14 protein-coding genes are annotated in these 21,930 nt (G+C 64.1%); 7 read left to right on the forward strand and 7 right to left on the reverse strand.

The window, feature by feature from the left end:
• Positions 1–198 precede the first annotated feature (198 nt).
• Positions 199–2,721 carry a ligase-associated DNA damage response DEXH box helicase gene (locus AC0L15_RS12115; protein ID WP_473496382.1) on the forward strand — a complete coding sequence of 841 codons (2,523 nt, stop codon included), beginning with the start codon at positions 199–201 and terminating at the stop codon, positions 2,719–2,721.
• Entirely contained in the window at positions 2,718–3,434 is a 717-nt protein-coding gene (pdeM, locus tag AC0L15_RS12120) for a ligase-associated DNA damage response endonuclease PdeM (protein WP_027155152.1), read from the forward strand. Before AC0L15_RS12115 ends, pdeM begins: the two co-directional genes overlap by 4 nt.
• Positions 3,435–3,440: 6 nt before the next feature.
• Here pdeM and AC0L15_RS12125 read toward each other — a convergent pair whose 3' ends face one another.
• Genes AC0L15_RS12125 through AC0L15_RS12135 form a run of 3 tightly spaced genes read right to left on the reverse strand, consistent with a single transcriptional unit; the run spans position 3,441 to position 8,050 of the window.
• Positions 3,441–4,376, reverse strand: a complete 936-nt coding sequence (locus tag AC0L15_RS12125; RefSeq protein ID WP_473496383.1) for a dimethyl sulfoxide reductase anchor subunit family protein — start codon at positions 4,374–4,376, stop codon at positions 3,441–3,443.
• Between the two features lie 9 nt (positions 4,377–4,385).
• Entirely contained in the window at positions 4,386–5,120 is a 735-nt protein-coding gene (locus AC0L15_RS12130; RefSeq protein ID WP_027155154.1) for a 4Fe-4S dicluster domain-containing protein, read from the reverse strand.
• On the reverse strand, positions 5,117–8,050 hold the full coding sequence (locus AC0L15_RS12135; RefSeq protein ID WP_287064860.1) for a molybdopterin oxidoreductase family protein: 2,934 nt from the start codon (positions 8,048–8,050) through the stop codon (positions 5,117–5,119). Before AC0L15_RS12135 ends, AC0L15_RS12130 begins: the two co-directional genes overlap by 4 nt.
• A gap of 279 nt (positions 8,051–8,329) precedes the next feature.
• Between AC0L15_RS12135 and AC0L15_RS12140 the strand changes: the two genes are divergently transcribed.
• The gene (locus AC0L15_RS12140) at positions 8,330–9,232 is read left to right on the forward strand and encodes a LysR substrate-binding domain-containing protein (protein WP_128169885.1); all 903 of its coding nucleotides are present in this window, start codon (positions 8,330–8,332) and stop codon (positions 9,230–9,232) included.
• A 6-nt stretch (positions 9,233–9,238) separates the two neighbouring features.
• Here the strand turns inward: AC0L15_RS12140 and AC0L15_RS12145 are convergent, their stop codons facing one another.
• The 4 genes from AC0L15_RS12145 to AC0L15_RS12160 form a co-directional block, all read right to left on the reverse strand.
• Complete coding sequence (locus AC0L15_RS12145) at positions 9,239–10,495, reverse strand: Hsp70 family protein (protein ID WP_473496384.1); 1,257 nt, start codon at positions 10,493–10,495, stop codon at positions 9,239–9,241.
• A gap of 109 nt (positions 10,496–10,604) precedes the next feature.
• Entirely contained in the window at positions 10,605–11,396 is a 792-nt protein-coding gene (locus AC0L15_RS12150) for a TIGR02186 family protein (RefSeq protein WP_287064866.1), read from the reverse strand.
• Positions 11,396–12,319, reverse strand: a complete 924-nt coding sequence (locus tag AC0L15_RS12155; protein ID WP_027155159.1) for a sulfite exporter TauE/SafE family protein — start codon at positions 12,317–12,319, stop codon at positions 11,396–11,398. The genes AC0L15_RS12150 and AC0L15_RS12155 overlap by 1 nt, the downstream gene beginning before the upstream one ends.
• A 189-nt stretch (positions 12,320–12,508) precedes the next feature.
• Positions 12,509–16,486, reverse strand: coding sequence for a peptidoglycan-binding protein (locus AC0L15_RS12160; protein ID WP_473496385.1), 3,978 nt, complete (start codon positions 16,484–16,486; stop codon positions 12,509–12,511).
• A 447-nt stretch (positions 16,487–16,933) separates the two neighbouring features.
• Between AC0L15_RS12160 and AC0L15_RS12165 the strand changes: the two genes are divergently transcribed.
• The 4 genes from AC0L15_RS12165 to AC0L15_RS12180 all read left to right on the forward strand — a co-directional run bounded on the left by AC0L15_RS12165 (position 16,934) and on the right by AC0L15_RS12180 (position 21,918).
• Positions 16,934–17,395 carry a MerR family transcriptional regulator gene (locus tag AC0L15_RS12165; protein ID WP_287248591.1) on the forward strand — a complete coding sequence of 154 codons (462 nt, stop codon included), beginning with the start codon at positions 16,934–16,936 and terminating at the stop codon, positions 17,393–17,395.
• A gap of 261 nt (positions 17,396–17,656) precedes the next feature.
• Entirely contained in the window at positions 17,657–19,453 is a 1,797-nt protein-coding gene (locus AC0L15_RS12170; RefSeq protein ID WP_473496386.1) for an acyl-CoA dehydrogenase, read from the forward strand.
• Positions 19,454–19,509: 56 nt separating this feature from the next.
• The gene (locus AC0L15_RS12175) at positions 19,510–20,679 is read left to right on the forward strand and encodes an acyl-CoA dehydrogenase family protein (protein ID WP_287280982.1); all 1,170 of its coding nucleotides are present in this window, start codon (positions 19,510–19,512) and stop codon (positions 20,677–20,679) included.
• A gap of 30 nt (positions 20,680–20,709) precedes the next feature.
• A complete protein-coding gene (locus tag AC0L15_RS12180; RefSeq protein WP_473496387.1) occupies positions 20,710–21,918 on the forward strand; it encodes an acetyl-CoA C-acetyltransferase in 1,209 nt (402 codons plus the stop codon).
• Positions 21,919–21,930 lie beyond the last annotated feature (12 nt).

Consider the following 21,930-nt stretch of genomic DNA (forward strand, 5'->3'; position numbering starts at 1 on the left):
CTGGCCGCCAATCCTGCAACGTTGGTGATTAGCGGAAGCAGACAAGACAGCCAATCTCCCCCCTTGTGGGGGAGATGGCCGGCAGGCCAGAGGGGGGCGCAGTAGAGCGCCCACCTCACTTGCGACCGAAGCCGCGCACGATCACCTTTTGTTCCGATTCTGCTTGGCGATTGCGCGGCGCCGCGCTACCTCTGGCGGGTGACAGAGCAGCCGCGCCTCGCCGAACAGAATGCCGCCGTGCGCTTGCCCGAGCCATTCCTCAAATGGTTCGCGCAAAGAGGCTGGTCGCCGCGCGCCCATCAGATCGAATTGTTGGCGACTGCCCAGGCCGGGCAATCGGTTCTGCTGATCGCGCCGACCGGCGCCGGCAAGACGCTGGCCGGGTTTATGCCTTCACTGACCGAGCTGGCCCGGAGGCCGGGGAGAAAGCCGGGGCAGGCGCGTCGCGGCATCCACACGCTCTACATCTCGCCGCTGAAAGCGCTGGCCGTCGACATCGAGCGCAATCTCGGCAAGCCGGTGGAAGAGATCGGTCTGTCCGTCACCATCGAGACGCGCACCGGCGACACGCCCGCGCACAAGCGCCAGCGCCAAAAGCGGGCCCCGCCCGAAATCCTCCTGACCACGCCCGAGCAACTGGCGCTGCTGATTGCTGCGCCCGACGCCAGGCGCTTCTTCGAGGATCTGCGCTATGTCGTGCTCGACGAACTGCATTCCTTGGTGACATCGAAGCGCGGGCATCTCCTGTCGCTCGGGCTGGCTCGGCTGCGATCCTTTGTTCCCGGCTTGCAGACGATCGGCCTGTCGGCGACGGTCGCCGAGCAGGACGAATTGCGGCGCTGGCTGGTCAGCCAGAATCAACCCGGCGGCATGGCCGAATTGATCGTCGTCACCGGCGGCGCCAAGCCCGACATCTCCATCCTCGACTCGGAACAGCACGTGCCGTGGGCCGGACATTCGGCCCGCTATGCGACACCGGAGATCTATAGCGAGATCAAGCGACACAAGACGACCCTGCTGTTCGTCAACACGCGCAGCCAGGCCGAACTGCTGTTCCAGGAATTGTGGCGGGTCAACGAGGACACTTTGCCGATCGCGCTGCATCACGGCTCGCTCGATGTCGCCCAGCGCCGGCGCGTCGAAAAAGCTATGGGCGAGAATGCCTTGCGTGCCATCGTCGCCACGTCGACGCTCGACCTCGGCATCGACTGGGGCGATGTCGACCTGGTCGTGCATGTCGGCGCACCGAAGGGTGCGAGCCGGCTGGCGCAGCGCATCGGCCGCGCCAACCACCGCATGGATGAGCCGTCGAAGGCGATCCTGATTCCGGCCAACCGCTTCGAGGTGCTGGAATGCCGGGCGGCGCTCGACGCCAATTACCTCGGCGCCCAGGACACGCCGCCGCTGGTCAATGGCGGGCTCGATGTGCTGGCGCAGCATGTCCTGGGTTGCGCCTGCGGCGCGCCTTTTCATGCCGATGCGCTGTTCGAGGAGGTGCGAACCGCCGCGCCCTATGCCGAACTCGACCGGCCGACGTTCGATCGTGTCGTCGACTTCGTCGCCACCGGCGGATATGCGCTGAAGAACTACGAGCGCTACGCCCGCATCCGCCTGAACAAGGACGGGCTGTGGCGCGTCTCCAATCCTCGCATCGTCCAGCAGTACCGGCTGAATGTCGGCACCATCATCGAGGTGCCGGCGCTCAACGTGCGTTATGTCAAGGCCGGCAGCAAAGGCTCTGCCTCGCGCGGAGGTCGGGTTCTCGGCAAGATCGAGGAGGCGTTCCTCGAAACGCTGACGCATGGCGATACCTTCATGTTCGCCGGCAAGGTGCTGCGCTTCGAGGGCATCCGCGACAATGAGTGCTTCGTGTCGAATGCGCCCGGCAGTGACGCCAAGGTGCCCTATTATGGCGGCGGCAAATTCCCGCTTTCGACTTACCTCGCCGAACAGGTCCGCATCATGCTGGACGACCCGCAGCGCTGGAAGAAGCTGCCGGAACAGGTCGCCGACTGGCTGCGCTTCCAGGCCGACAAATCGGTGCTGCCGAAGCGCGACGACCTGCTGATCGAGACCTTTCCGCGCGGCAACCGCTACTATCTGGTGGCCTACCCGTTCGAGGGCAGGCTGGCGCACCAGACGCTTGGCATGCTGCTCACCCGCCGCCTCGACCGGGCGGGAGCCAGGCCGCTCGGCTTCGTCGCGACCGACTATGCGCTTGCCATCTGGTCGCTGGCCGATATGGGCAGGATGTTCCGGGCGAAGAAACCGTCGCTGGCCGCGCTTTTCGACCAGGACATGCTGGGCGACGATCTCGAAGCCTGGCTGGCCGGCAGCTGGCTCTTGAAGCGCACCTTTCGCAATTGCGCGCTCATTTCCGGACTGATCGAAAAGCGTCATCCGGGCCAGGAGAAGAGCGGCCGCCAGGTCACCGTCTCGACCGACCTCATCTACGACGTCCTGCGCAGCCATGAGCCCGACCACATCCTGCTGCAGGCGACGCGTGCCGACGCGGCCACGGGTCTGCTGGATGTCAGCAGACTTGCCGAGATGCTCTCGCGTATCAAGGGACGAATCGTGCATAAAGACCTCGAGCAGATTTCGCCGCTCGCCGTGCCGATCATGCTCGAGATCGGCAAGATGCCGGTGCATGGCGAGGCCGATGATACGCTGCTGATGGATGCGGCAACGCTGGTCGAGGAGGCCATGGGGACGAAATGACATTCGCACTCGCCATGACGGCGCTCCTGGCGGATGCCGATCCGATCGGCATCGCCGGCGAGCGTGCGATCTGCGATCGGCGCGGCGTGCTTTATTTTCCCGAGCTTCGGCTTCTGACCGTGTCCGACCTGCATCTGGAAAAGGGCTCGTCGCTGGCACGGCGCGGTACATTGATCCCGCCTTATGATACCGGTGCGACGTTACTGCGGTTGCAGGCGGTGATTGCCGATTATCAGCCGGCGATCGTCATCAGCCTCGGCGACAGCTTTCATGACGGCGGCGGCGCCGCGCGCATGCATGCGAGCTTTCGCGAACGGCTGGAAGCGCTGATGGCCGGTCGCGACTGGTTCTGGGTTGCCGGCAATCATGACCCGGATGCGCCGGCCGACCTGCCCGGCGAGACGGTGCGCGAGCTGGCCATAGGCTCTCTCGTATTCCGGCACGAGCCTTCGGCGGTGAGAGTGGAAGGCGAGGTATCAGGTCATCTGCACCCTTGCGCCCGCATCGTGCAGCAGGGCCGCTCGGTGCGACGGCGCTGCTTTGCCGGCGACGGCGGCCGCATGATTATGCCGGCCTTCGGCGCCTATACCGGCTCGCTCAATGTGCTCGACCGCGCCTATGCCGGGCTGTTCCGCCGCGAGACGCTGATGGCCTATATGCTCGGCACCGAGCGCATTTTTGCGATTTCCCACGCGATGCTGCGGCCGGGCTGAGCTGCTCTACCTGCCGTAGTAGAGGGTGACGGTGTGTTTCGCTTCGGCGAAGAACAGCCAGCGTTCGACCAGCATGCCGGCGAATTGGGCTGATGTGGCGAGTGCCGACAGCACCGCCGCATAGGGCCATGGCAAGGCGAACGCGGCAATCAGCAGCAAGACGGGCAGAGCGAAGGCCAGCACTTGCGTGATCTGGCGCAGCCGCGCCTTGTGCTTGCGGGCGATGCGAAAGCCCATCTCCTTGAGCAGGTAGTTTTCTTCGGTGTGCGGCCATTCCAGCGACCGCACCGTACCTCCGGCAAGCCCGGTCGCGGTGTTGGCGTTGGTCGGGATTTCCAGCCTGTCATTGTAGCGCCAATTTGCCAGCTTCCAGCCCCAGCCGAGCAAGGTCAGCAGCACGCAACCTGTCAGAACGATAGTCGAGCCGAGGGCGAAGCCCTGCAGCAGCGCGTTGAGAAGCACGCTGCCGCTCATCGCCGAAAAGATCAGGTAGCCGGGCAAAGTGAAGCGGCTGTGCCACTGGGCGATCGGCTTCAGCGAGGCATAGATCATGCCGGTGGTGCAGACGGTGGCGACCGCGCCGACCGCAGCCAGCAGCCCGGCGACGGCCACCCAGCCGTTTGTGCGGCCGAGGAGCAGCCAGCCGAAGGCCAACAATCCCGCCGGCACGAAGGTCGCGACCGAGGCAACGCCTTCGCGCGACAGCCATGAGCTGCGCCATTGCGAGAATGCTCTCCAGGCGCGTTCTGGTCGGCCGAGATGGCCGGCCGACGACAGCAGGCCGGCCGAGATCAGGCCGAGAGCCAGCCCCATGCCGACGAGGCCGAGCCAGAAGTCAGGCGGGACAAATCCTTGTCCGGCCAGCACGCCGAGCAGCGCGAGCAGGCCGTAACCGGCGCCCGTGGCAGTGGTGAAGAAGACGACGGAGAAGGCTGGATGCATGGATGCTGATCAATGCGAAAGCATGCGGTCGACCCAGCCGAGGAAACCGCCTTCAGCCCGCACCGGTTCGAGCCTCGGCGCCGGCACCGATGCAGCCCGCGGCGTGTGGGCGCGCGGCGGCAAATATTTGTTGGTCGGATGATAGCCGAGTTCGGGCATCAGGTCGACGCCGCCGCGTTCGGCCACCAGTTGCGAGATCGCCGATGCCGGGTCGCCGAGATCGCCAAAGTGCCGCGCGCTGGTCGGACAGGCGGCGACGCAGGCCGGCACGCGGTCTTCTTCCGCCAGATTGTCGTTGTAGATGCGGTCGACGCACAGCGTGCACTTCTTCATCACGCCGACATCGGTGTCGAATTCGCGCGCGCCATAGGGGCAGGCCCAGCTGCATAATTTGCAGCCGATGCACTTGTCTTCGTCGACCAGCACGATGCCGTCCGAGGCCCGTTTGTAGGAGGCGCCGGTCGGGCACACGGTGACGCAGGCCGGTGTCTCGCAATGCAGGCAGGAGCGTGGGAAATTGACCGTGCGCCCACCCATCTCCGTCATGTGCTCATAGCTGTGCACGCGGTTGAACCAGACCCCATCGGCATCGCCGCCATAGGGATCGATGTCGGTCAGCGGCGCCATGTGGCCGCCGGTGTTCCATTCCTTGCAGGCGGTAACGCAGGCCTGGCAACCGACGCAGGTGTCGAGGTCGATGACCAGGCCGAGCTTCTTGTCGGTATGGGCGGGAAGGCAGGTCATGGTCTGGAAGCTTCTCTTGCCCGGCGAAACTCGGCGCCAAAACTGAGCTTGTCGGGCGAGGGTTTGAAATGCGGTGGCTGCCGGAAGCGCTCGAACTGCGGCTCGGTGAAGCCGGCTTCTTCAGCCGCGCATTTGACGATGCGGACGCGCAGGTCGAACCATGCCGCCTGGCCGGTGATCGGATCGGAATTCGAGTAGCGCTTGCCGTTCGCATCGGCAGAAGTCTGGTCGCCGATGATGTGGTTGAGCAGGAAGCCCCGGTTGGATTCGGCCGCGTCGTCCTTCAGGCCCCAGCTGCCGCGCCGCTTGCCGATCGCGTTCCAGGTCCAAACCGTGTCGGCGTTGACCCCGTCGACCAGCTTGATCTGTCCCTTTACCCTGCCGTTGATGCTCTCGATCCAAACCCAGTCGTCATCGGTAAGCCCGAGGCCGGCGGCGGTTTGGCTGTGCACGAACAGCCGGTTCTGGCTGGTGATCTGTCTGAGCCAGGCGTTCTGCGAGCCCCAGGAATGATACATGTGCATCGGCCGCTGCGTCAGCGCATGCAGAGGGTATTTCTCAACGTCGACAACCGTCTCCTCGAAGGGCGTGTACCAGAACGGCAACGGGTCCATATAGGTTTCGATGCGGCTGCGCTCCGCCTCCGGCGGCAGCACCCTGCCATGGCCGCGCGCGGCGAGGCGAAACCGCTGCATCGGCTCGGAATAGAGCTGGAACACGATCGGCTCGGCCTTCGGGATGAAACCCATGGTCTCGGCAAACTCGAGGTAGGATCGGTTGGCCATCTTGTAGTAGCGCTGGTCGTCGGCAAAATCGTGGTGCCAGAAGCCGCCATTGTCGATGTAGCGCTGAAGCTGGTCGGGATTGGCATCGCCCTTGCCGATCAAAATTCCGTCCTTGCCGCGCCAGCCGGCGAGCGGGCCGACGCCTGGCCTGCGCTCATGATTGACGATGTAATCGGCATAGTCGCGGTATTTGGCCGAGCCGTCGTCGGCGACGAAGCCGGGCAGGCCGAGCCGCGCGCCGAGCTCGATCAGCACCGTCTGGAACGGCCGCACGTCGCGGTCCGGCTCGACAACCGGATGGCGGATGGCGTCACCCGGTCCATCGGCGTGGCTGATCGGCCGGTCGAGCAGGCTGATGCAGTCATGACGCTCGAGATAGGTCGTGTCGGGAAGCACGAGATCGGCGAACGGCACGGTCTCGGAATAATAGGCGTCGGAATAGATGATGAACGGGATCCTGTACTCGCCTGACGCTTCCATATCGGTCAGCATCGCCATCGTCTCGACGGTATTCATCGACGAGTTCCAGGCCATGTTGGACATGTACATGAACAGCGTATCGATCCTGTAGGGGTCGCCGGCCCAGGCGTTACGGATGACCGTGTGCATGAGCCCGTGTGCTGCCAGCGGCGCATCCCAGGAATAGGCCTTGTCGATACGGATCGGCGTGTCGGTGTCGTCGACCAGCAGATCGTCCGGGCCGCAGACGAAACCGAGCGGCATGCCTTCGAGCGGCGTCATCGGCCTGACGTCCTTGCCCGCCGGCCTCGGCCCCGGCGGCGCCGACCGCGGATAAGGCGGCTTGAAGCGAAACCCGCCGGGCACGTCCACCGTACCCAGGAGTACTTGCAGCAGGTGGATGGCGCGGCAGGTGTGAAAACCGTTCGAATGCGCCGAGATGCCGCGCATCGCGTGCATCGACACCGGCCGGCCCTTGATCGTCTCGTGCCGGCGGCCGGCCCAGTCGGTCCACGCCACCGGCAGTTCGATCGCCTGCTCGAAGGCGACATGCGCCAGTTCGGCGGCGATGCGGCGGATGGTGTCGGCGGTAACGCCGCAGCGTTCGGCGACCGCATCGGGAGAATAACTCTCGTGCAGGTAGCGGTCTGCGATAAGCTGGAAGACCGGTACGCAGCGGCGGCCATCGACCTGGAAGTTGCCGGTCAGCGCCGGCTTTGCGTCGGTATCGGTGGCGCTGACGGAGACTTTGGCCAGCCTGTCCCAGGCCAGCGGATTGCCGCCGCTGTCGCGTGCGAACAGCCCGTCATCTGCTGCACCCGGCTCCTGGATGACGAGGACATGGGCGTTGGTGTAGCGCAGCAAATAATCGAGATCGACGCGGCCGGCCTTCAGCAGTTCATGGATGAGAGCAAACACGAACAGGCCGTCGGTGCCGGGCCGGATGCCGATCCAGTCATCGGCAATGGCGTTGTAGCCGGTGCGGCATGGATTGATCGAGACCACCTTGGCGCCGCGCGCCTTGAGCTTGCCGAGACCGATCTTGATCGGGTTGGAATCATGGTCCTCGGCGACGCCGAACAGCATGAAGTACCTGGTGTTGTCCCAGTCGGGTTCGCCGAACTCCCAGAACGAGCCGCCGATCGTATAGAGCCCGCCGGCCGCCATGTTGACCGAGCAGAAGCCGCCATGGGCGGCGAAATTCGGCGTGCCGAACTGGCTCGCCCACCAGCCGGTCAACGATTGCGACTGGTCGCGCCCGGTGAAGAAGGCGAGTTTCTTTGGGTCGGTGCGGCGGATTTTCGAAAGCCGTTCCGTCGCGATCGAGAAGGCCTCCTCCCACTCGATCTCGCGAAACTCTCCCGAGCCGCGCGGACCGCTGCGCAGCAATGGTTTCTTCAACCTGGCCGGACTGTAATGCTGCATGATGCCGGCGCTGCCTTTGCCGCACAGCACGCCGCGATTGACAGGATGGTCCTTGTTGCCGTTGATGTAGCGGACCTTGCCGTCCTTGATGTGGACGTCGATACCGCAGCGGCAGGCGCACATGTAGCAGGTGGTCTTGGCGATGCTGTCGGAGACATCAGGCGAGGTATCGACGCCATCACCCTCGTCGGGCGCGCGGGTGTCGGCAAGCGACCGTTGGGACGGTGCGGAATTGGCGCCGCGCAGCGGTCCGTGGTTCATGATTCGGCGCTTTTGCGGTCTGCGAATTTGGCTCTCGTCTTCGGCCCGGGGCCGCGCATATAGTGTTCTTCCGGATGATAACGGTCGCCGGCAAGCCGACGCCGCAGGCCGCGGGTCCAATGGGCAAACAAGGATTTGAACCGCCCGATCACTTTTCTACCCGTTCCAGGTTGGCCGCGATTTTTTTCCAACTACGCCGGGAAAATTAGAACAAAGAAATCGATCCGTCTAACAAGTTGCTCTTGTAATTCCAATCGAAATTCTTTCTTAATTCTCCGCATGACCCTGGACCAACTGCGGATATTCGTTGCTGTCGCCGAACGGGGGCACATGACCAAGGCGGCCGAGCTGCTGGGCATTTCCCAGTCGGCTGCCTCGGCCGCCATCCGCTCGCTCGAACAGCAGCATGGCGTCCAGCTGTTCAACCGGGTCGGTCGCAACATCGAGTTGGCGCAGACCGGGCGCAGGTTTCTGCCCGAGGCGAAGGCCGTGCTCGAACGGGCGGCTGCCGCCCACGACGTGCTCGAGCACGTCTCGCAGACGATCACCGGCAGCCTTTCCATCGCCGCCAGCCAGACCATCGCCAGCTACTGGCTGCCGCGCCGGCTGGCCTCCTTCCACGAGGCCTATCCCGCCGTCAGGCTGAGCGTGACCATCGGCAACACCAGGCAGGTTGAGACCACCGTACTCGACGGTACGGCTGATTTTGGCCTGGTCGAGGGGCGCACTGAATCGGACATATTGCGGCGCGCCAAGGTCGATGTGGATCGCCTGATGCTGGTCGTGGCGCATTCGCATCCCGAGATCGCCGAAGTCTCGCGCGGGCATCCCGATATCAGGGAACTCCGCTGGATCATCAGGGAAGGCGGATCGGGCACGCGCGAGGTGCTGGAAGATCTTGCCCGCCGCGAAGGGATATCGTTCGCAGAGCTGCGGATATTCCTGGTGCTGCCGAGCAACGAGGCGGTCCGTCAGGCGGTCGAGGCCGGCGCCGGCGCCACCATCATTTCGGAGCTCGTTGTCGAACGCGCGGTTGCCGAAGGCAGCTTGCGGTCCGTGTCGATCGATCTGCCGAAGCGCGATTTCGCCATGATCACGCATCGTGACCGGCAGGCAAGTCTGGCCCAGATGGCGCTCAAGGCGCATCTGGGCGCGAGGGCCGGCGAGACCGTCCGGGGGTAAGCCGGGTCAGCCGAATTTCCGCTGCGCATCGAGCGCCAGCCCAAGCCCGACCGAGCCGAACATATCGCCTTCGATGACCGACGCCTGCGGCACCAGGGCCAGTATCTGCTGCCTTGCCAGCGGGATGGCGGTCGATCCGCCGGTCAGGAACACCGCGGTGATGGCGGTTGGTTTCACCTGCGCGTCGCGGATCGTCTCGCCAACCGTCGCAGCCACCCGTTCGATATCCCTGGCAATCGTGGCCTCGAGCCCGGCGCGCGAAATTTCGGTCGCAAACTTCGCTCCCGTCAGCGCGACCATCACCTCGGCGGACGATTGCTCCGTCAGCTCGATCTTGACCCTCTCGACCAAAGCGGCCAGCGCGTGCCCGTAACGATGCTCGACGATGTCGATGAAACGGTCGACCAGGTCGGCGCGTTCCGCCTCGTAGCGGATCTGGCGCAGATGCGTCATCGCCCGGGCGGTGTAGACCAGATTGATGCGCTGCCATGTCGCCAGGTCGATGAAGTAGCTGGCCGGCAAGTTGCGCTTGCCGTCCTTGGTCGGCGAGAGGTAGCCGAGTTGCGGCATCACATGGGCGATGCTCAACAGCCGGTCGAAGTCGGTGCCGCCGATATGGATGCCTCGGCTGGCCAGAATGTCGTCCTTGCGATCGAGGGAGCGGGCGCGCTGCGGCGAGACCCGCACGATCGAGAAGTCGGACGTGCCGCCGCCCATGTCGACGATCAGCGCCAGCTCTTCGCGCGTCACCTTCTGCTCGTAGTCGAGCGCCGCCGCGATCGGCTCGAACTGGAAGGCGATATGCTTGAAGCCCTGGGTACGGGCCGCGTTTTCGAGTTCACCTTCGGCCTTGGCATCGGCCTCGGCATCGTCGTCGACGAACTGCACGGGACGACCGAGCACCACGCTTTCAACCGTATCGTCCGCATCCTCTTCCAGCCTTTTCCTGAGGTGGCCGACGAACAGGCCGATGATCTCGGTGAAGGCGATCGATCGGGTTTTGATGCGCGTCTTTTCATGGACTAGCGTACCGCCGAGTACGCTCTTCAGCGAGCGCATCAGGCGACCCTCGATGCTGTCGGTATAGTCGGCGATGGCGCGGCGTCCAAAGTAGGTGCGGTTGTCCTCGAAATTGAAGAACACCGCGCTGGGCAGCGTCACCTCGCCGTCTTCCAGCGCCACCAATTGCGGCTGCCCGTCCCTGATCACGCCGACGGTGGAATTCGAAGTGCCGAAGTCGATACCGCCGAATGCTGGTCGCATCGCAAAGTCCTGTATTTTTGATTTGGGGAGCGACAGCTGGTGTTCGGCCGGGCCGGGGTCGCGGTCTAACCCACGAGCGTAAAAAGGGGAACCGCCTTTTGAAGAGAGTTTAATCCTTCCGGAAGACGAGCCTTCCGAGCCAGCCTGTCAGCATGGCCAACGACACCGCGAAGACGCCATACAGGAAAGAATAATCGTGGGCGACGCGGAAGATCGACTGTTCGAAACCGGACTTGCGGATTTCGAGCTGGGCGGAGCTTTCCTTGATGAACAGGCCGCTCTTGAACAGGAACGCACGGGCCTTGTGGGTGCCGACCGGAACATTGGGGGCGAGCCTGACGGTGGCGCGGAACAGGTTCTGCGACAGGAACTGCACGCCGCCGACATTCACGCTGTAGAGGCCGGTCGCCGTCTTGCGCTCGCGCAGCGCCGCGGTGAATTCCTGGATGGTCGCCGGACTGTCGCCAGCGTCGGCCGGCTGCATGTAGATGTTGGCCGCGCCGAGCGACAGTTGCTTGTAGCTGTTGGGGTCGGTGACGTCCTGCAGCGGCCGCGTCGTCGCCACCGAATAGGACACCGGCACATTCTTGAAGGTCTCGGACTCCAGATTGATCCAGATGCCGAGCACCCGGTCCTTGCGGCGCACGACGACCTTCCGCGCCGGACCCTCAAGCACGACCACGATGTCGTAGCGCCCCTGGCGCGCGACACGCGGGTCGGCATTTTCCAATGAGCCGAAGATGGTGAGGTCGGCGCCGGAAAAGCCGGCGGTGATTGAGACATGGTCGGTGGACAGGCCGATCTGGATGTTTTCGGCAACCGGCGTCTGCGCTCTTGCCGGTGACGAGGCGGCGAACAGCGACAGCGAGGCAACGGCCAGGAACGTCCTAAAACCCGCCATCAGGTCGGATCCACGCCGGACAGCAAATAGAGGCTGGGCGGCGTCACGAACAGATCGATGGCGAGCCGGAAGGCAACCGCCAGCACCAGCAGTGCCAGCAGCGCCCTGAGCTGCTCGCCGCGCAGCCTTTGGCCGGCCTTGGCGCCGTATTGCGCGCCGGCGACGCCGCCCGCCATCAACAGGAAGGCGAGCATGACGTCGACCGTCTGGTTGGTGGTGGCATGGACCAGCGTGGTGTAGGCCGAGGTGAAGATGATCTGGAACAGCGAGGTGCCGACGACCACGTTGGTCGGCACTTTCAAGAGATAGATCAGCGCCGGCACCATGATGAAGCCGCCGCCGACGCCCATGATCGACGACAGGAAACCGATGCCGGCGCCGAGGCCGAGCACCGGGATGACGCTGACGAAAAGCTTCGAGGCCCTGAACCGCATTTTCAGCGGCAAGCGGTGGATCCAGTTGTGCTGGCCTGATTTCTTCAGCACCGGTGCCGCGCCGCTGCGCGTGGCGCGCAGCGCATTGACGCTCTCGACCAGCATCAGCCCGCCGACGGTGCCGAGCAGCACGACATAGAGCAGCGAGATGAACAGGTCGAGCTGGCCGAGCCGGCGCAAGAAGCCAAAGACGAAGATGCCGCCGGTCGAGCCGACGATGCCGCCGGCCAAAAGCACACCGCCGAGCTTGAAGTCGAGCGTGCCGCGCTTCACGTGCGACAATGCGCCGGAGAAGGAGGAGGCGATGACCTGGTTGGCGCCGGTGGCGACTGCGATCGCCGGCGGTATGTTGTAGAAGATCAGCAGCGGCGTGATCAGGAAGCCGCCGCCCACTCCGAACATGCCCGAGAGGAAACCCACCGCCGCGCCCATGGCCAGCAGCACGAAGATGTTGACGGAAATTTCCGCGATCGGGAGATAGATGCCCACCCGTCAGTCTCGATCAGTTTGCCCGTCGGCGAATGCAACCGTGGCGGGCATTCGCGCCAAAAGCCTGTCCGTTCTTGCGCCGGCCGGGCGGCGAAGTCAAACCTCGCCACGTCGCCGAAACAAAAAACAACTCAATCAGTTAACAGGCAAATGTGTGGCAAAGGCGTCGCGGAAACGACGCATCTGACGTTATTTGCGCGCAAGCAGCGCCTTGACCAGCTTTTCGTCGACCGTGCCGGTAGGCTTCAGATCGTTGTCGGTCTGGAAAGCCATGATGGCATCCTTGGTTTTCTGGCCCATCACGCCGTCGTCATTGCCGGCCTCGTAGCCGTTCTTGTTGAGAATGCGCTGGATGTTCTGAATGACCTTCTTCATGTCGACGCTGGCGGTCGTCTGCGGCGTGCCATCCTGCCACGATTCGGGAATATCGGCCGAATTGGCCGCAGGATCGAGCGGCTTTGCCTTCCACAGCTCCGTGGCGGCGCGTGCGCGTTCGAGCTGCTCGGGCCTGAGCGCCTTGGCGATCTCGTCGCGCTTTGCCGCCGCATCCTTGTCGCCGGTCTTGGCGACGAGCGCGAACCATTTGTAGGACTCTTCGAGATTCTGCTTCATGCCGACGCCCTTCGCCGCCAGGATGCCGAGATTGAACTGGCTGTCCTTGACGCCGAGATCGGCGGCGGCCTGGAACCAGTGCGCGGCCGATTCATTGTCGGTCACGCCGTCCGCCGCCATGGCGAACAGCACGGCGAGGTTGTGCATGGCGCTGGCGTTGCCCTGCGCGGCGGCGAGCTGGTACCAGGTCTTCGCCTTCTTGACGTCGCGCGCGACGCCGGTGCCCTTCTCGTAGAAGTTGCCGATGCGGTATTCCGCCGGTGCGAAGCCGAGCTCGGCTGATTTCTCGTACCATTTGGCGGCCGCTGCCATGTCTTGCTTGACGCCGCGCGATTCGGCGTAGCGCGAGCCGATCTCGAACAGTGCCTTGGCGTCGCCGCCGGCCGCTGCGTCACGCAAGGCAGCCGGGCCGGCATCGGCTGGAATGTCGATCTTGGCAGTGGCCGCCGCCGTCGAAGCAACCGCTGACGTGACCGTGCCGGTCATGTCCTGGGTCGCGGGCGTGGCGTCCGGCGCGGTGGCCATTGGTTCGGCGTCCGCAGCCGTCGGGCCCGCAGGTGCCGACGCTGTCACGTTCGCTGCCGCCGGATCGGGCGATGTCGTTGAAGCCATTGGTGCAGGAACAGGCTCGGCCGCGGACCCTGAGTCGACCGACGTTTCGGCATCCGCCGATCTCTCGTTATCCGACGGCGTGGCGATGCCGGCCTGCGCCGGCATGTCGTCCTCGGCTACCGATTCGGATGGCTCTGCCTGCCGGACAGCGTGGTCTGGTGCGCTATCCCCTGCAGTTTCTGTGTCCGTCTTCGACTCGTTGACGGTACCGATCGATGCGCTTTCCGCTGGCTGCGCGGCCGCCATCGGCGCCGTGGCGTTGCTGGCAATATCGACCGGGTCGGAGACAAAGGCCTTGCCTAATTGCAGGCCGGCGAGCGCCAGCATGACCGCGGCGGCTGCCATCAGAATCGGCTTGCGTCGCGCCTTGAGCAAGTCGCCGATCCTGAGCGCCTTTACCGGCCCCCTCATCGTCGATTGCCGCTTGAGAGCGTCGGCCTCGGCAGCGGCCGCTTGCGCCGCGCGCCTGGCTGCGGCGATGAAGTCGGATTTCGATGCGTCGGCATTGCCGGCCCTGCCGGGCGGGCCGCGTTCGTCGCGCACGCGCTTCATGATGGCGTTGAGGTCAGGTGGGCCGGAGCCGGGCTCCAGCGGCCGGTTGGCAACCTTCGGGTCCAGCGGCTCGTCGAGATCGGCAATCGGTATCTCGACATCAGGCGCGGAGCCGGCAAGCGGTGGAACAATCGTCTCCTTCTTGGCCTTGAAGGCGCGCGCCAGTCCGCCGAGCATCGACTTCCGGCCGCCGGTCGGCTGGCTTTTTTCCGACGTGTCCGAGCCCAGCGCCGCCATGGCCGCGGCCGCGGCGGCTTCGGCCGGCGTGCGCGTGCCCGGGTCGCTACGCGTGCCCGGTTCGCTATGGGAACCTGGTTCATCGCTGATCATGGCAGAGACATGGCTGTCGAGGTCGGCCATGTCTTCCGTCAGCGGCAGTGGCTGGTCGATGTCCATGGACGGCGCGTCACGTACGGCCATCTTTGACGATCGCACGCCGCGCCAGCTGTCCGGCTCGGCCGGTTGCGTATTCAGAAGCTCGCTCACAGCGTCGGTCGGCTCGCCGGTTTCCAGCGAGCCCAGCCGGTCGACGATCTTGAGCAGCGTGTCGTGGATGGCTTCGAAGGTCCTCGAATTGCGCTCGTCGGAACGGCGCGTCAGTGCTTCGAGCGTCTTCAGATCCTGGGCGAGGCCAGAGACGGCCGCCGTGTTGGCACTGGAGCCCGCCAACGAACGGACGGCGCTCTCGGCTGCCTCGCGCGCCGCGCTGAGGATGGAATCGCGGGTGCCAGCCAGCGACTTCTCGATTTCGTTGAGACGAGGACTGATATCCTCCAATTCCGGCAGTGGCGCGCCGGGTTTCGAAAGGTGCGCCGACAGGCCCGCGACCTGCGCTTCCAGGCTGCGGATCAGGGCCGGGTCGATACCGGCGACTTGTGCCGCCGATGAATCCAGCCGGATTGAAATGTCTTCGAGCCGGCTTTCCAGGCCACGGATCGCGGCTTCACCTGCGTGATCGGGAACGCGCGTCTCCAAGCGCTTGGCTAGCGCGCTGAAGCGGGCGTCGAGGGCGTCCATGATGCCGGCCCCGTCGATCTGCGGCATGCGCTGGTCCAGCCTGTCGGCAACTTCGTCCAGCCGGCGCTCGAGATCGCGAAACAGCATGTTGCCCTGTTCGATCGCGTCGCCCTGGCGGCGCTCCATCATGGCGGACAGCACGTCGAAACGCTGTTCCAGCCCCTGGAAGATATAGTCGGCGTCCGGCATGGCAGGCGCCCGGTCGATCTTGTCGGCAATAAGCGCGATCTGCTTGTCGAGACGCTCCATCGCCTGCTCAGGCAAATTGGCCAGGTTGGCAAGATCGTCGACCCGGCTCGACAGCATGTTGAGGCGGTCGATGACCTCGCCGCTGGGGTGGACTTGCGTCACTTCCTCGATCTGTTCGGCAAGCGAGGCGATCCGCTTCTCGATACGCTCGAATGCTTCGGGGTCGAATGAATTGGCCTGCGCGGCGACGGTCGAGGCGACGATGGCGCGGGAAATCTCGTCCAGCCGCTCGTCGATCATTGCGAATGTGCTGCTGCCGAGACTGTCCTGCTGGCGGGCGAAATGATCGACCGCGCTGGCAAGCGTGCGGACCTTCTCTTCGAGCGAACGCAGCGACAGCGATTCCGGCAGATTGTTGACGGCATTGCTAATCTGTTCAAGCCGTTCGGTCAGCATCGAAAGACCGGGTGCGTCCGACCGCTGTCGCTGATCGGCATCGACACGATCCTCGAACGCGGTCCAGCGGCGGTCGAACTCGTCCCAGCGGCGGCCGACCGCCTGCACGCTCTCCTCGCGCGCCAATGTGTCGAGCGCGGCCTTGACCTGCTCCAGATCGAGCCGGAGCATGTTGACGCTTCTGTCGTCGCTCTTTTCGGCCAGGGACTGGATGGCGCCGGAAAGCCGCTCGAACTCGACGCCGAGTTCGGCGCTGCCTTTGCCTCCCGCCGATTGGCCACCCGGCTGGGTGCTTGCCTGGAAAGCCCGCTCGATGTCGTTGCGCAGCGCTTCGAATTCGCGCTGCAGGCCGGCGGTCATCTGGTGGCGCAGTTCCTCGCGCAGGCCGCGCAATTCGCCGGCGATCTTGCCGACCACGGCGACGCCGTCCTCCTGGCCGCGCACGCGGTCGATGTCGCGGGCGATCGCCTGGTAATTCTGGTCGAAGGCAGCCGGCGCCGGGCTTTTCGGCGGCTGCTCGGGGCGCGGATCCTCATAGGGCCGGGCGCTGGCATAGCGCGGCTCCGCGCTCAGCCGGCGCGGATCGGGACCTTCGCTCAAGTCCTCGCGCGTCCGCTCCAGCCGCTGCTCCAGCGTTTCCAGGGAACGGTTGAGCTGTTCAAGCGTGGTGTACGGCCTGCGCTGCCGGCCGGCGTTGAGTGTATCGAGATAGGACCGCTTGCTGTTCATCGATGCGCCCGTTCACAATCGCTGCTGGCTTTATGACCAGTTTCCCAAAGTCCTGCCGGAAACGAAGGCGGCCGCGGCTTTGCTGCGGTGGACTCCGAAACCGTGAAAAATTCGCTACAGGATAAACACGGGTGACCGACATGCGCACAATTCGCCCAACGTGGTAAACAACGCGTTAACCAAGCTTAAGAAGTTGCAACGATGTTGACGAGCGCCTGAAGCGCCGCCGGGCCGTGCGCTGGCGGATGCGGCAAAAAGTTCCTCTCGCACGACGCCCTTGCTTCGTGAGGCGGCTATCGGTATAGAATTGACGTAAACGTAAGGGTGCAGATTGTGCCGTTTGCGATTTTGTTTGTTGAAACCACGAGTGGAAGCACGCCCCCGCTTCGACTCAGGCGACGCACGGTCCAGGACCGCAGCGCCACCAGATGGGGAAAGCCAGTGACCATGAAACTTGTTTCGCCCGGCGAAGCCGCGGCCAATACCAATGACATGTCCGATAAAGCCGGCGAGGATCTTGTCCGCATCGGCGAGATGGCCAAGAAATACGGAGTAACGCTGCGTACGCTGCGTTTCTACGAGGACAAGGGCCTTCTCAATCCGCAGCGCGACGGCTCGACCCGTCTCTACACGCGCCGCGACAAGGCGCGGCTGAAGCTGATCCTGCTAGGCCGCAAGGTCGGGTTCTCGCTGCGCGACGTCAAGCAGATGATGGACCTCTACGATCCCAGCGGTTCCAACACCAAGCAGTTGCGACTGACGCTCGACAAGTCGGAGAAGCAGCTTGCCCGCCTGCATAAGCAGCGGGCTCTGATCGACGATGCCATCAACGAGTTGAGCAACTCGATGGCGGCGGTGCGTCAGATGCTGAGCGAACGCTCGGCGCCGCAGGCCAGCGTCGCCGGGTAATTTCGCCGGCTTCCGGTGAACGGCCTTCTGGGAGAGAGCCGCGTGGCCCTTGGCTGCGCGGCTCTTCCCGTTGTCTTGCGGCTGCGCCGGGATTTTCAATCGGACTGGCTACGGCGAGCGCCGGGGATAATTTGTCGCATCAAAAAATTGACGTTTACGCAAACGTCAACTTTTGCTATTCCGACCTGAACATTGGTCCGCATGCCCGTCTGACTTCACATTGGGGGATTCGGGGCCAAGGCCGCATGGTGGAGGAATTGCATGCCGATCTACAGGGCGCCGGTCCAGGACACGCTGTTTGTGCTGAACGAAGTGCTGGGCTACCAGCGCTATTCCAATCTTCCCGGATTTTCCGACGCGACGCCGGACGTGGTCGAGGCCATCCTCGCCGAGGGCGCCAAGCTCGCTGAAAATGTCATGCAGCCGCTGAACCGCGTCGGCGACATGGAAGGCTGCGAGCGCCATGGCGACGGTTCGGTGACGACGCCGAAGGGCTTCAAGGAGGCCTTCGACCAATACCGCGACGGCGGCTGGTTGGGGCTGGCCGCACCCGTCGAATTTGGCGGCCAGGGTCTGCCTTACGCGGTGCATACCGCTGTTTCCGAATATATGATTTCGGCCAACATGTCGCTGATGATGTACCCCGGCCTGACGCAGGGCGCGATCGCCGCGATCATTACCCATGGCACCGACGAGCAGAAGGCGCTCTGGTTGCCGAAGCTGGTCGAGGGCGTCTGGACCGGCACCATGAACCTGACCGAGCCGCATTGCGGCACCGATCTCGGCCTGCTGCGCGCCAGGGCGGTTCCCAACGGCGACGGCACCTACAGGATCTCAGGCCAGAAGATTTTCATATCGGCCGGCGAGCACGACATGGCGGACAACATCGTCCACCTGGTGCTGGCCCGCATCGAGGGCGCGCCGGAAGGCGTGAAGGGCATTTCGCTGTTCATCGTGCCGAAACTCAAGCTCGATGCATCAGGCAATCCTGGCGAGAAGAACACGGTCTCCTGCGGCTCGATCGAGGAGAAGATGGGCATCCATGGCAATTCGACCTGCGTCATGAATTATGACGAGGCACAAGGCACGCTGCTTGGCGAGACGAATGGCGGGCTTAAAGCCATGTTCACGATGATGAATGAAGCGAGGCTCGGCGTCGGCCTGCAGGGGCTTTCTGTGTCGGAGGTCGCCTACCAGAACGCTGTGTCCTATGCCAAGGATCGCCTGCAGGGACGCTCGCTGTCTGGGCCGAAGGCGCCGGACAAGAAGGCCGACCCGATCATCGTCCACCCCGATATCCGCCGCAGCCTGATGACCATGAAGGCCTTCAACGAGGCCGGTCGCGCACTGGCGCTGTGGACGGCGATCAAGTCCGATATCGCCCACCGCGCCAATGACGACAAGGACCGCCAGGCCGCCGACGACTACACCGGGCTGATGACGCCGGTGGTCAAGGGCGTGCTTACCGACAAGGGTTTCGACCACGCGGTGATGGCGCAGCAAGTGTTCGGCGGGCACGGCTATATCGAAGAGCACGGCATGAGCCAGTTCGTGCGCGATGCCCGCATCGCCATGATCTACGAGGGCGCCAACGGCATCCAGGCGCTCGACCTCGTCGGCCGCAAGCTGGCCTTGAATGGCGGCCGTGCCGTGCAGGCCTTCTTCAGGGAGGTAGGCGAATTCTGCGAGGATAACCGCACTGACGAGAAGATGGTGCCCTTCACCAAGGCGCTGAAGAAGGGCCTCAACGATCTGCAGGCGGCGACGATGTGGCTGATGCAGAACGGCATGGCCAAGCCCGATAACGCCGGTGCCGCCTCGACCGACTACATGCATCTCTTCGGCCTGGTGGCGCTGGGCTATATGTGGGCACAGATGGCCAAGGCAGCCGGGGCGAAATTGGCGAATGGCGCCAATGGTTCTTCGGCCTTCTACGGCAGCAAGCTGGTGACGGCGCGCTTCTTCATGGAGCGGATCATGCCGGAAACGTCGGCGCACCTCGCCCGCATCTCCAGCGGCGCCGATACATTGATGGCACTGCCGGCGGAAGCGTTCTAATCTCGATTTTCCCTCCCCCTCGAGGGAGGGGGACGTCGGCGCAAGGGAGAAACAGCATGACCAACCCCGCCGAAATTCTTGGCCTTCCCAAACCTGCTTGGGCGGCGGACGAGGTCGGCATGCTGTACGACATGGCGCACCGCTTCTTGTCGGAAGAGATCGCGCCGCGCTATGACGAGTTCGAGAAGAACGAGATGGTCGACCGCGAGTGCTGGCTGAAGGCGGGCGCGGCCGGTCTGCTCTGTGCCTCGATGCCGGAGGAATATGGCGGTTCGGGCGGAACGTTCGCGCATGAGAGCGCCATCATCGAGGCGATCGGCCATGTCGGCGTCGACGGTTTTGGCATCGGCCTGCACAATTCGATCGTCGCCCCTTACATCCTCCACTACGGCTCGGAGGAGCAGAAGAAGAAGTGGCTGCCGAAACTGGCCACCGGCGAGCTGATCGGCGCCATCGCCATGACCGAGCCCGGCGCCGGTTCCGACCTGCAAGGCGTCAAGACGCGCGCCGAGAAGGACGGCAACCAATACAAGGTCAACGGCTCGAAGACCTTCATAACCAACGGCCAGCTCGCCAATTTCATCATAATTGTCACCAAGACCGATCCGGAGAAGGGCGCCAAAGGCACCTCGCTGATCGTCGTCGAGACCGACAAGGTGGAAGGGTTCGAGCGCGGCCGCAACCTCGACAAGATCGGGCTCAAGGCCAACGACACGTCGGAACTGTTCTTCAACGATATGCGCGTGCCGACTTCCAATCTGCTCGGCCACGAGGAAGGCCAGGGCTTCGTCCAATTGATGCAGCAGTTGCCGCAGGAGCGGCTGCAGATCGGCACTGGCGCCATCGCCATGGTCGAACGGGCGCTGGCGTTGACCATCGACTACGTCAAGGAGCGCAAGGCCTTCGGCAAGGCGATTATCGATTTCCAGAACACCCAGTTCAAGCTGGCCGAACTGAAGACCGAGGCGACCATCGGCCGGGTCTTCTACAATGACTGCGTCGCCCGCCATATCGATGGAGGCCTCGACCCGGTGACGGCCTCGATGGCCAAATACTGGCTGTCCGACCTGCAGGGAAAAGTCGTCGACGAATGCCTTCAATTGCATGGCGGCTATGGCTACATGAATGAGTATCCGATCGCCCGCATGTTCCGCGACGCCCGCGTCCAGCGCATCTACGGCGGCACCAACGAGATCATGAAATTGCTGATCGGGCGCTCTCTCTGAGAGACTTTCAGCAAACCAAGGAGCAGGAAAATGGCCGAAGCTTATGTCTATGATGCCGTGCGCACGCCGCGCGGCAGGGGCAAGAAGGATGGCTCGCTGCACGAGGTGCCGGCGGTGCGGCTCGGCGCCAAGGTGCTCGAGGCGATCCGCGACCGCAATGGGCTGGACACCGGCGCCGTCGACGACATCATCTTCGGCTGCGTCGATCCGGTCGGCGAGGCGGGTTCTGTCATTCCGCGCGCCGCCGCCTTCGAGGCCGGTTACGATACCAAAGCGCCCGGCATGCAGATCTCGCGTTTCTGCGCCTCTGGCCTGGACGCCATCAATTTCGGCGCCGCCAAGATCGCGCAGGGCGCCGACGAGATCGTCATCGCCGGCGGCGTCGAATCGATGTCGCGCGTCGGCATGGGCGCGTCCGGCGGCGCCTGGTTCATGGACCCCTCGGTCGGCCTGCCGGGCTGGTTTGTGCCGCAAGGCATCTCGGCCGATCTGATCGCCACGAAGTACGGCTTTTCGCGCGACGACGTCGACGCCTATGCGGTCGAGAGCCAGAAGCGCGCCGCCAAAGCCTGGGGCGAAGGCCGCTTCAAGAATTCGGTGATCTCGATCAAGGACCAGAACGGCCTGACCATCCTCGACCACGATGAGCACATGCGGCCTTCGACCGATATGCAGTCGCTGGCGGCCCTCAACCCGTCTTTCGTCATGCCCGGCGAAATGGGCGGCTTCGATGCCGTCGCGGTGCAAAAGCATCCCGAGGTGGAGGAGGTCAATTACGTCCACCACGCCGGCAATTCGTCCGGCATCGTCGACGGCGCGGCGGCCGTTCTGCTCGGTTCGAAGAAGGCTGGAAAGTCGCTCGACCTGAAGCCGCGCGCTCGCATCCGTGCATTCGCCAATATCGGTTCGGAGCCGGTGCTGATGCTGACCGGTCCGGTCGACGTGACCGAGAAGCTGCTGAAGCGTGCCAGGATGAAGCTGTCGGACATTGATCTGTTCGAGCTCAACGAGGCGTTCGCCTCGGTGGTGCTGCGCTACATGCAGGCTTTCGACATTTCGCACGACAGGATCAACGTCAATGGCGGCGCCATCGCAATGGGCCATCCGCTCGGCGCAACCGGTGCGATGATCTTCGGAACGGTGCTGGACGAACTGGAGCGCCGCGACCTGAACACCGCGCTGGTGACGCTCTGCATCGGCGCCGGCATGGGCACCGCAACGATCATCGAACGCGTCTGACGGGAGAGAGAC

The organism is Mesorhizobium sp. WSM4846 (assembly GCF_055811415.1).

Coding starts and splice junctions, on each gene's coding strand:
- pdeM (WP_027155152.1), top strand. CDS start 2,718: ATGACATTCGCACTCGCCATGACGGCGCTCCTGGCGGATGCCGATCCG.
- AC0L15_RS12125 (WP_473496383.1), bottom strand. CDS start 4,376: ATGCATCCAGCCTTCTCCGTCGTCTTCTTCACCACTGCCACGGGCGCC.
- AC0L15_RS12130 (WP_027155154.1), bottom strand. CDS start 5,120: ATGACCTGCCTTCCCGCCCATACCGACAAGAAGCTCGGCCTGGTCATC.
- AC0L15_RS12135 (WP_287064860.1), bottom strand. CDS start 8,050: ATGAACCACGGACCGCTGCGCGGCGCCAATTCCGCACCGTCCCAACGG.
- AC0L15_RS12140 (WP_128169885.1), top strand. CDS start 8,330: ATGACCCTGGACCAACTGCGGATATTCGTTGCTGTCGCCGAACGGGGG.
- AC0L15_RS12145 (WP_473496384.1), bottom strand. CDS start 10,495: ATGCGACCAGCATTCGGCGGTATCGACTTCGGCACTTCGAATTCCACC.
- AC0L15_RS12150 (WP_287064866.1), bottom strand. CDS start 11,396: ATGGCGGGTTTTAGGACGTTCCTGGCCGTTGCCTCGCTGTCGCTGTTC.
- AC0L15_RS12160 (WP_473496385.1), bottom strand. CDS start 16,486: ATGAACAGCAAGCGGTCCTATCTCGATACACTCAACGCCGGCCGGCAG.
- AC0L15_RS12165 (WP_287248591.1), top strand. CDS start 16,934: ATGAAACTTGTTTCGCCCGGCGAAGCCGCGGCCAATACCAATGACATG.
- AC0L15_RS12170 (WP_473496386.1), top strand. CDS start 17,657: ATGCCGATCTACAGGGCGCCGGTCCAGGACACGCTGTTTGTGCTGAAC.
- AC0L15_RS12175 (WP_287280982.1), top strand. CDS start 19,510: ATGACCAACCCCGCCGAAATTCTTGGCCTTCCCAAACCTGCTTGGGCG.
- AC0L15_RS12180 (WP_473496387.1), top strand. CDS start 20,710: ATGGCCGAAGCTTATGTCTATGATGCCGTGCGCACGCCGCGCGGCAGG.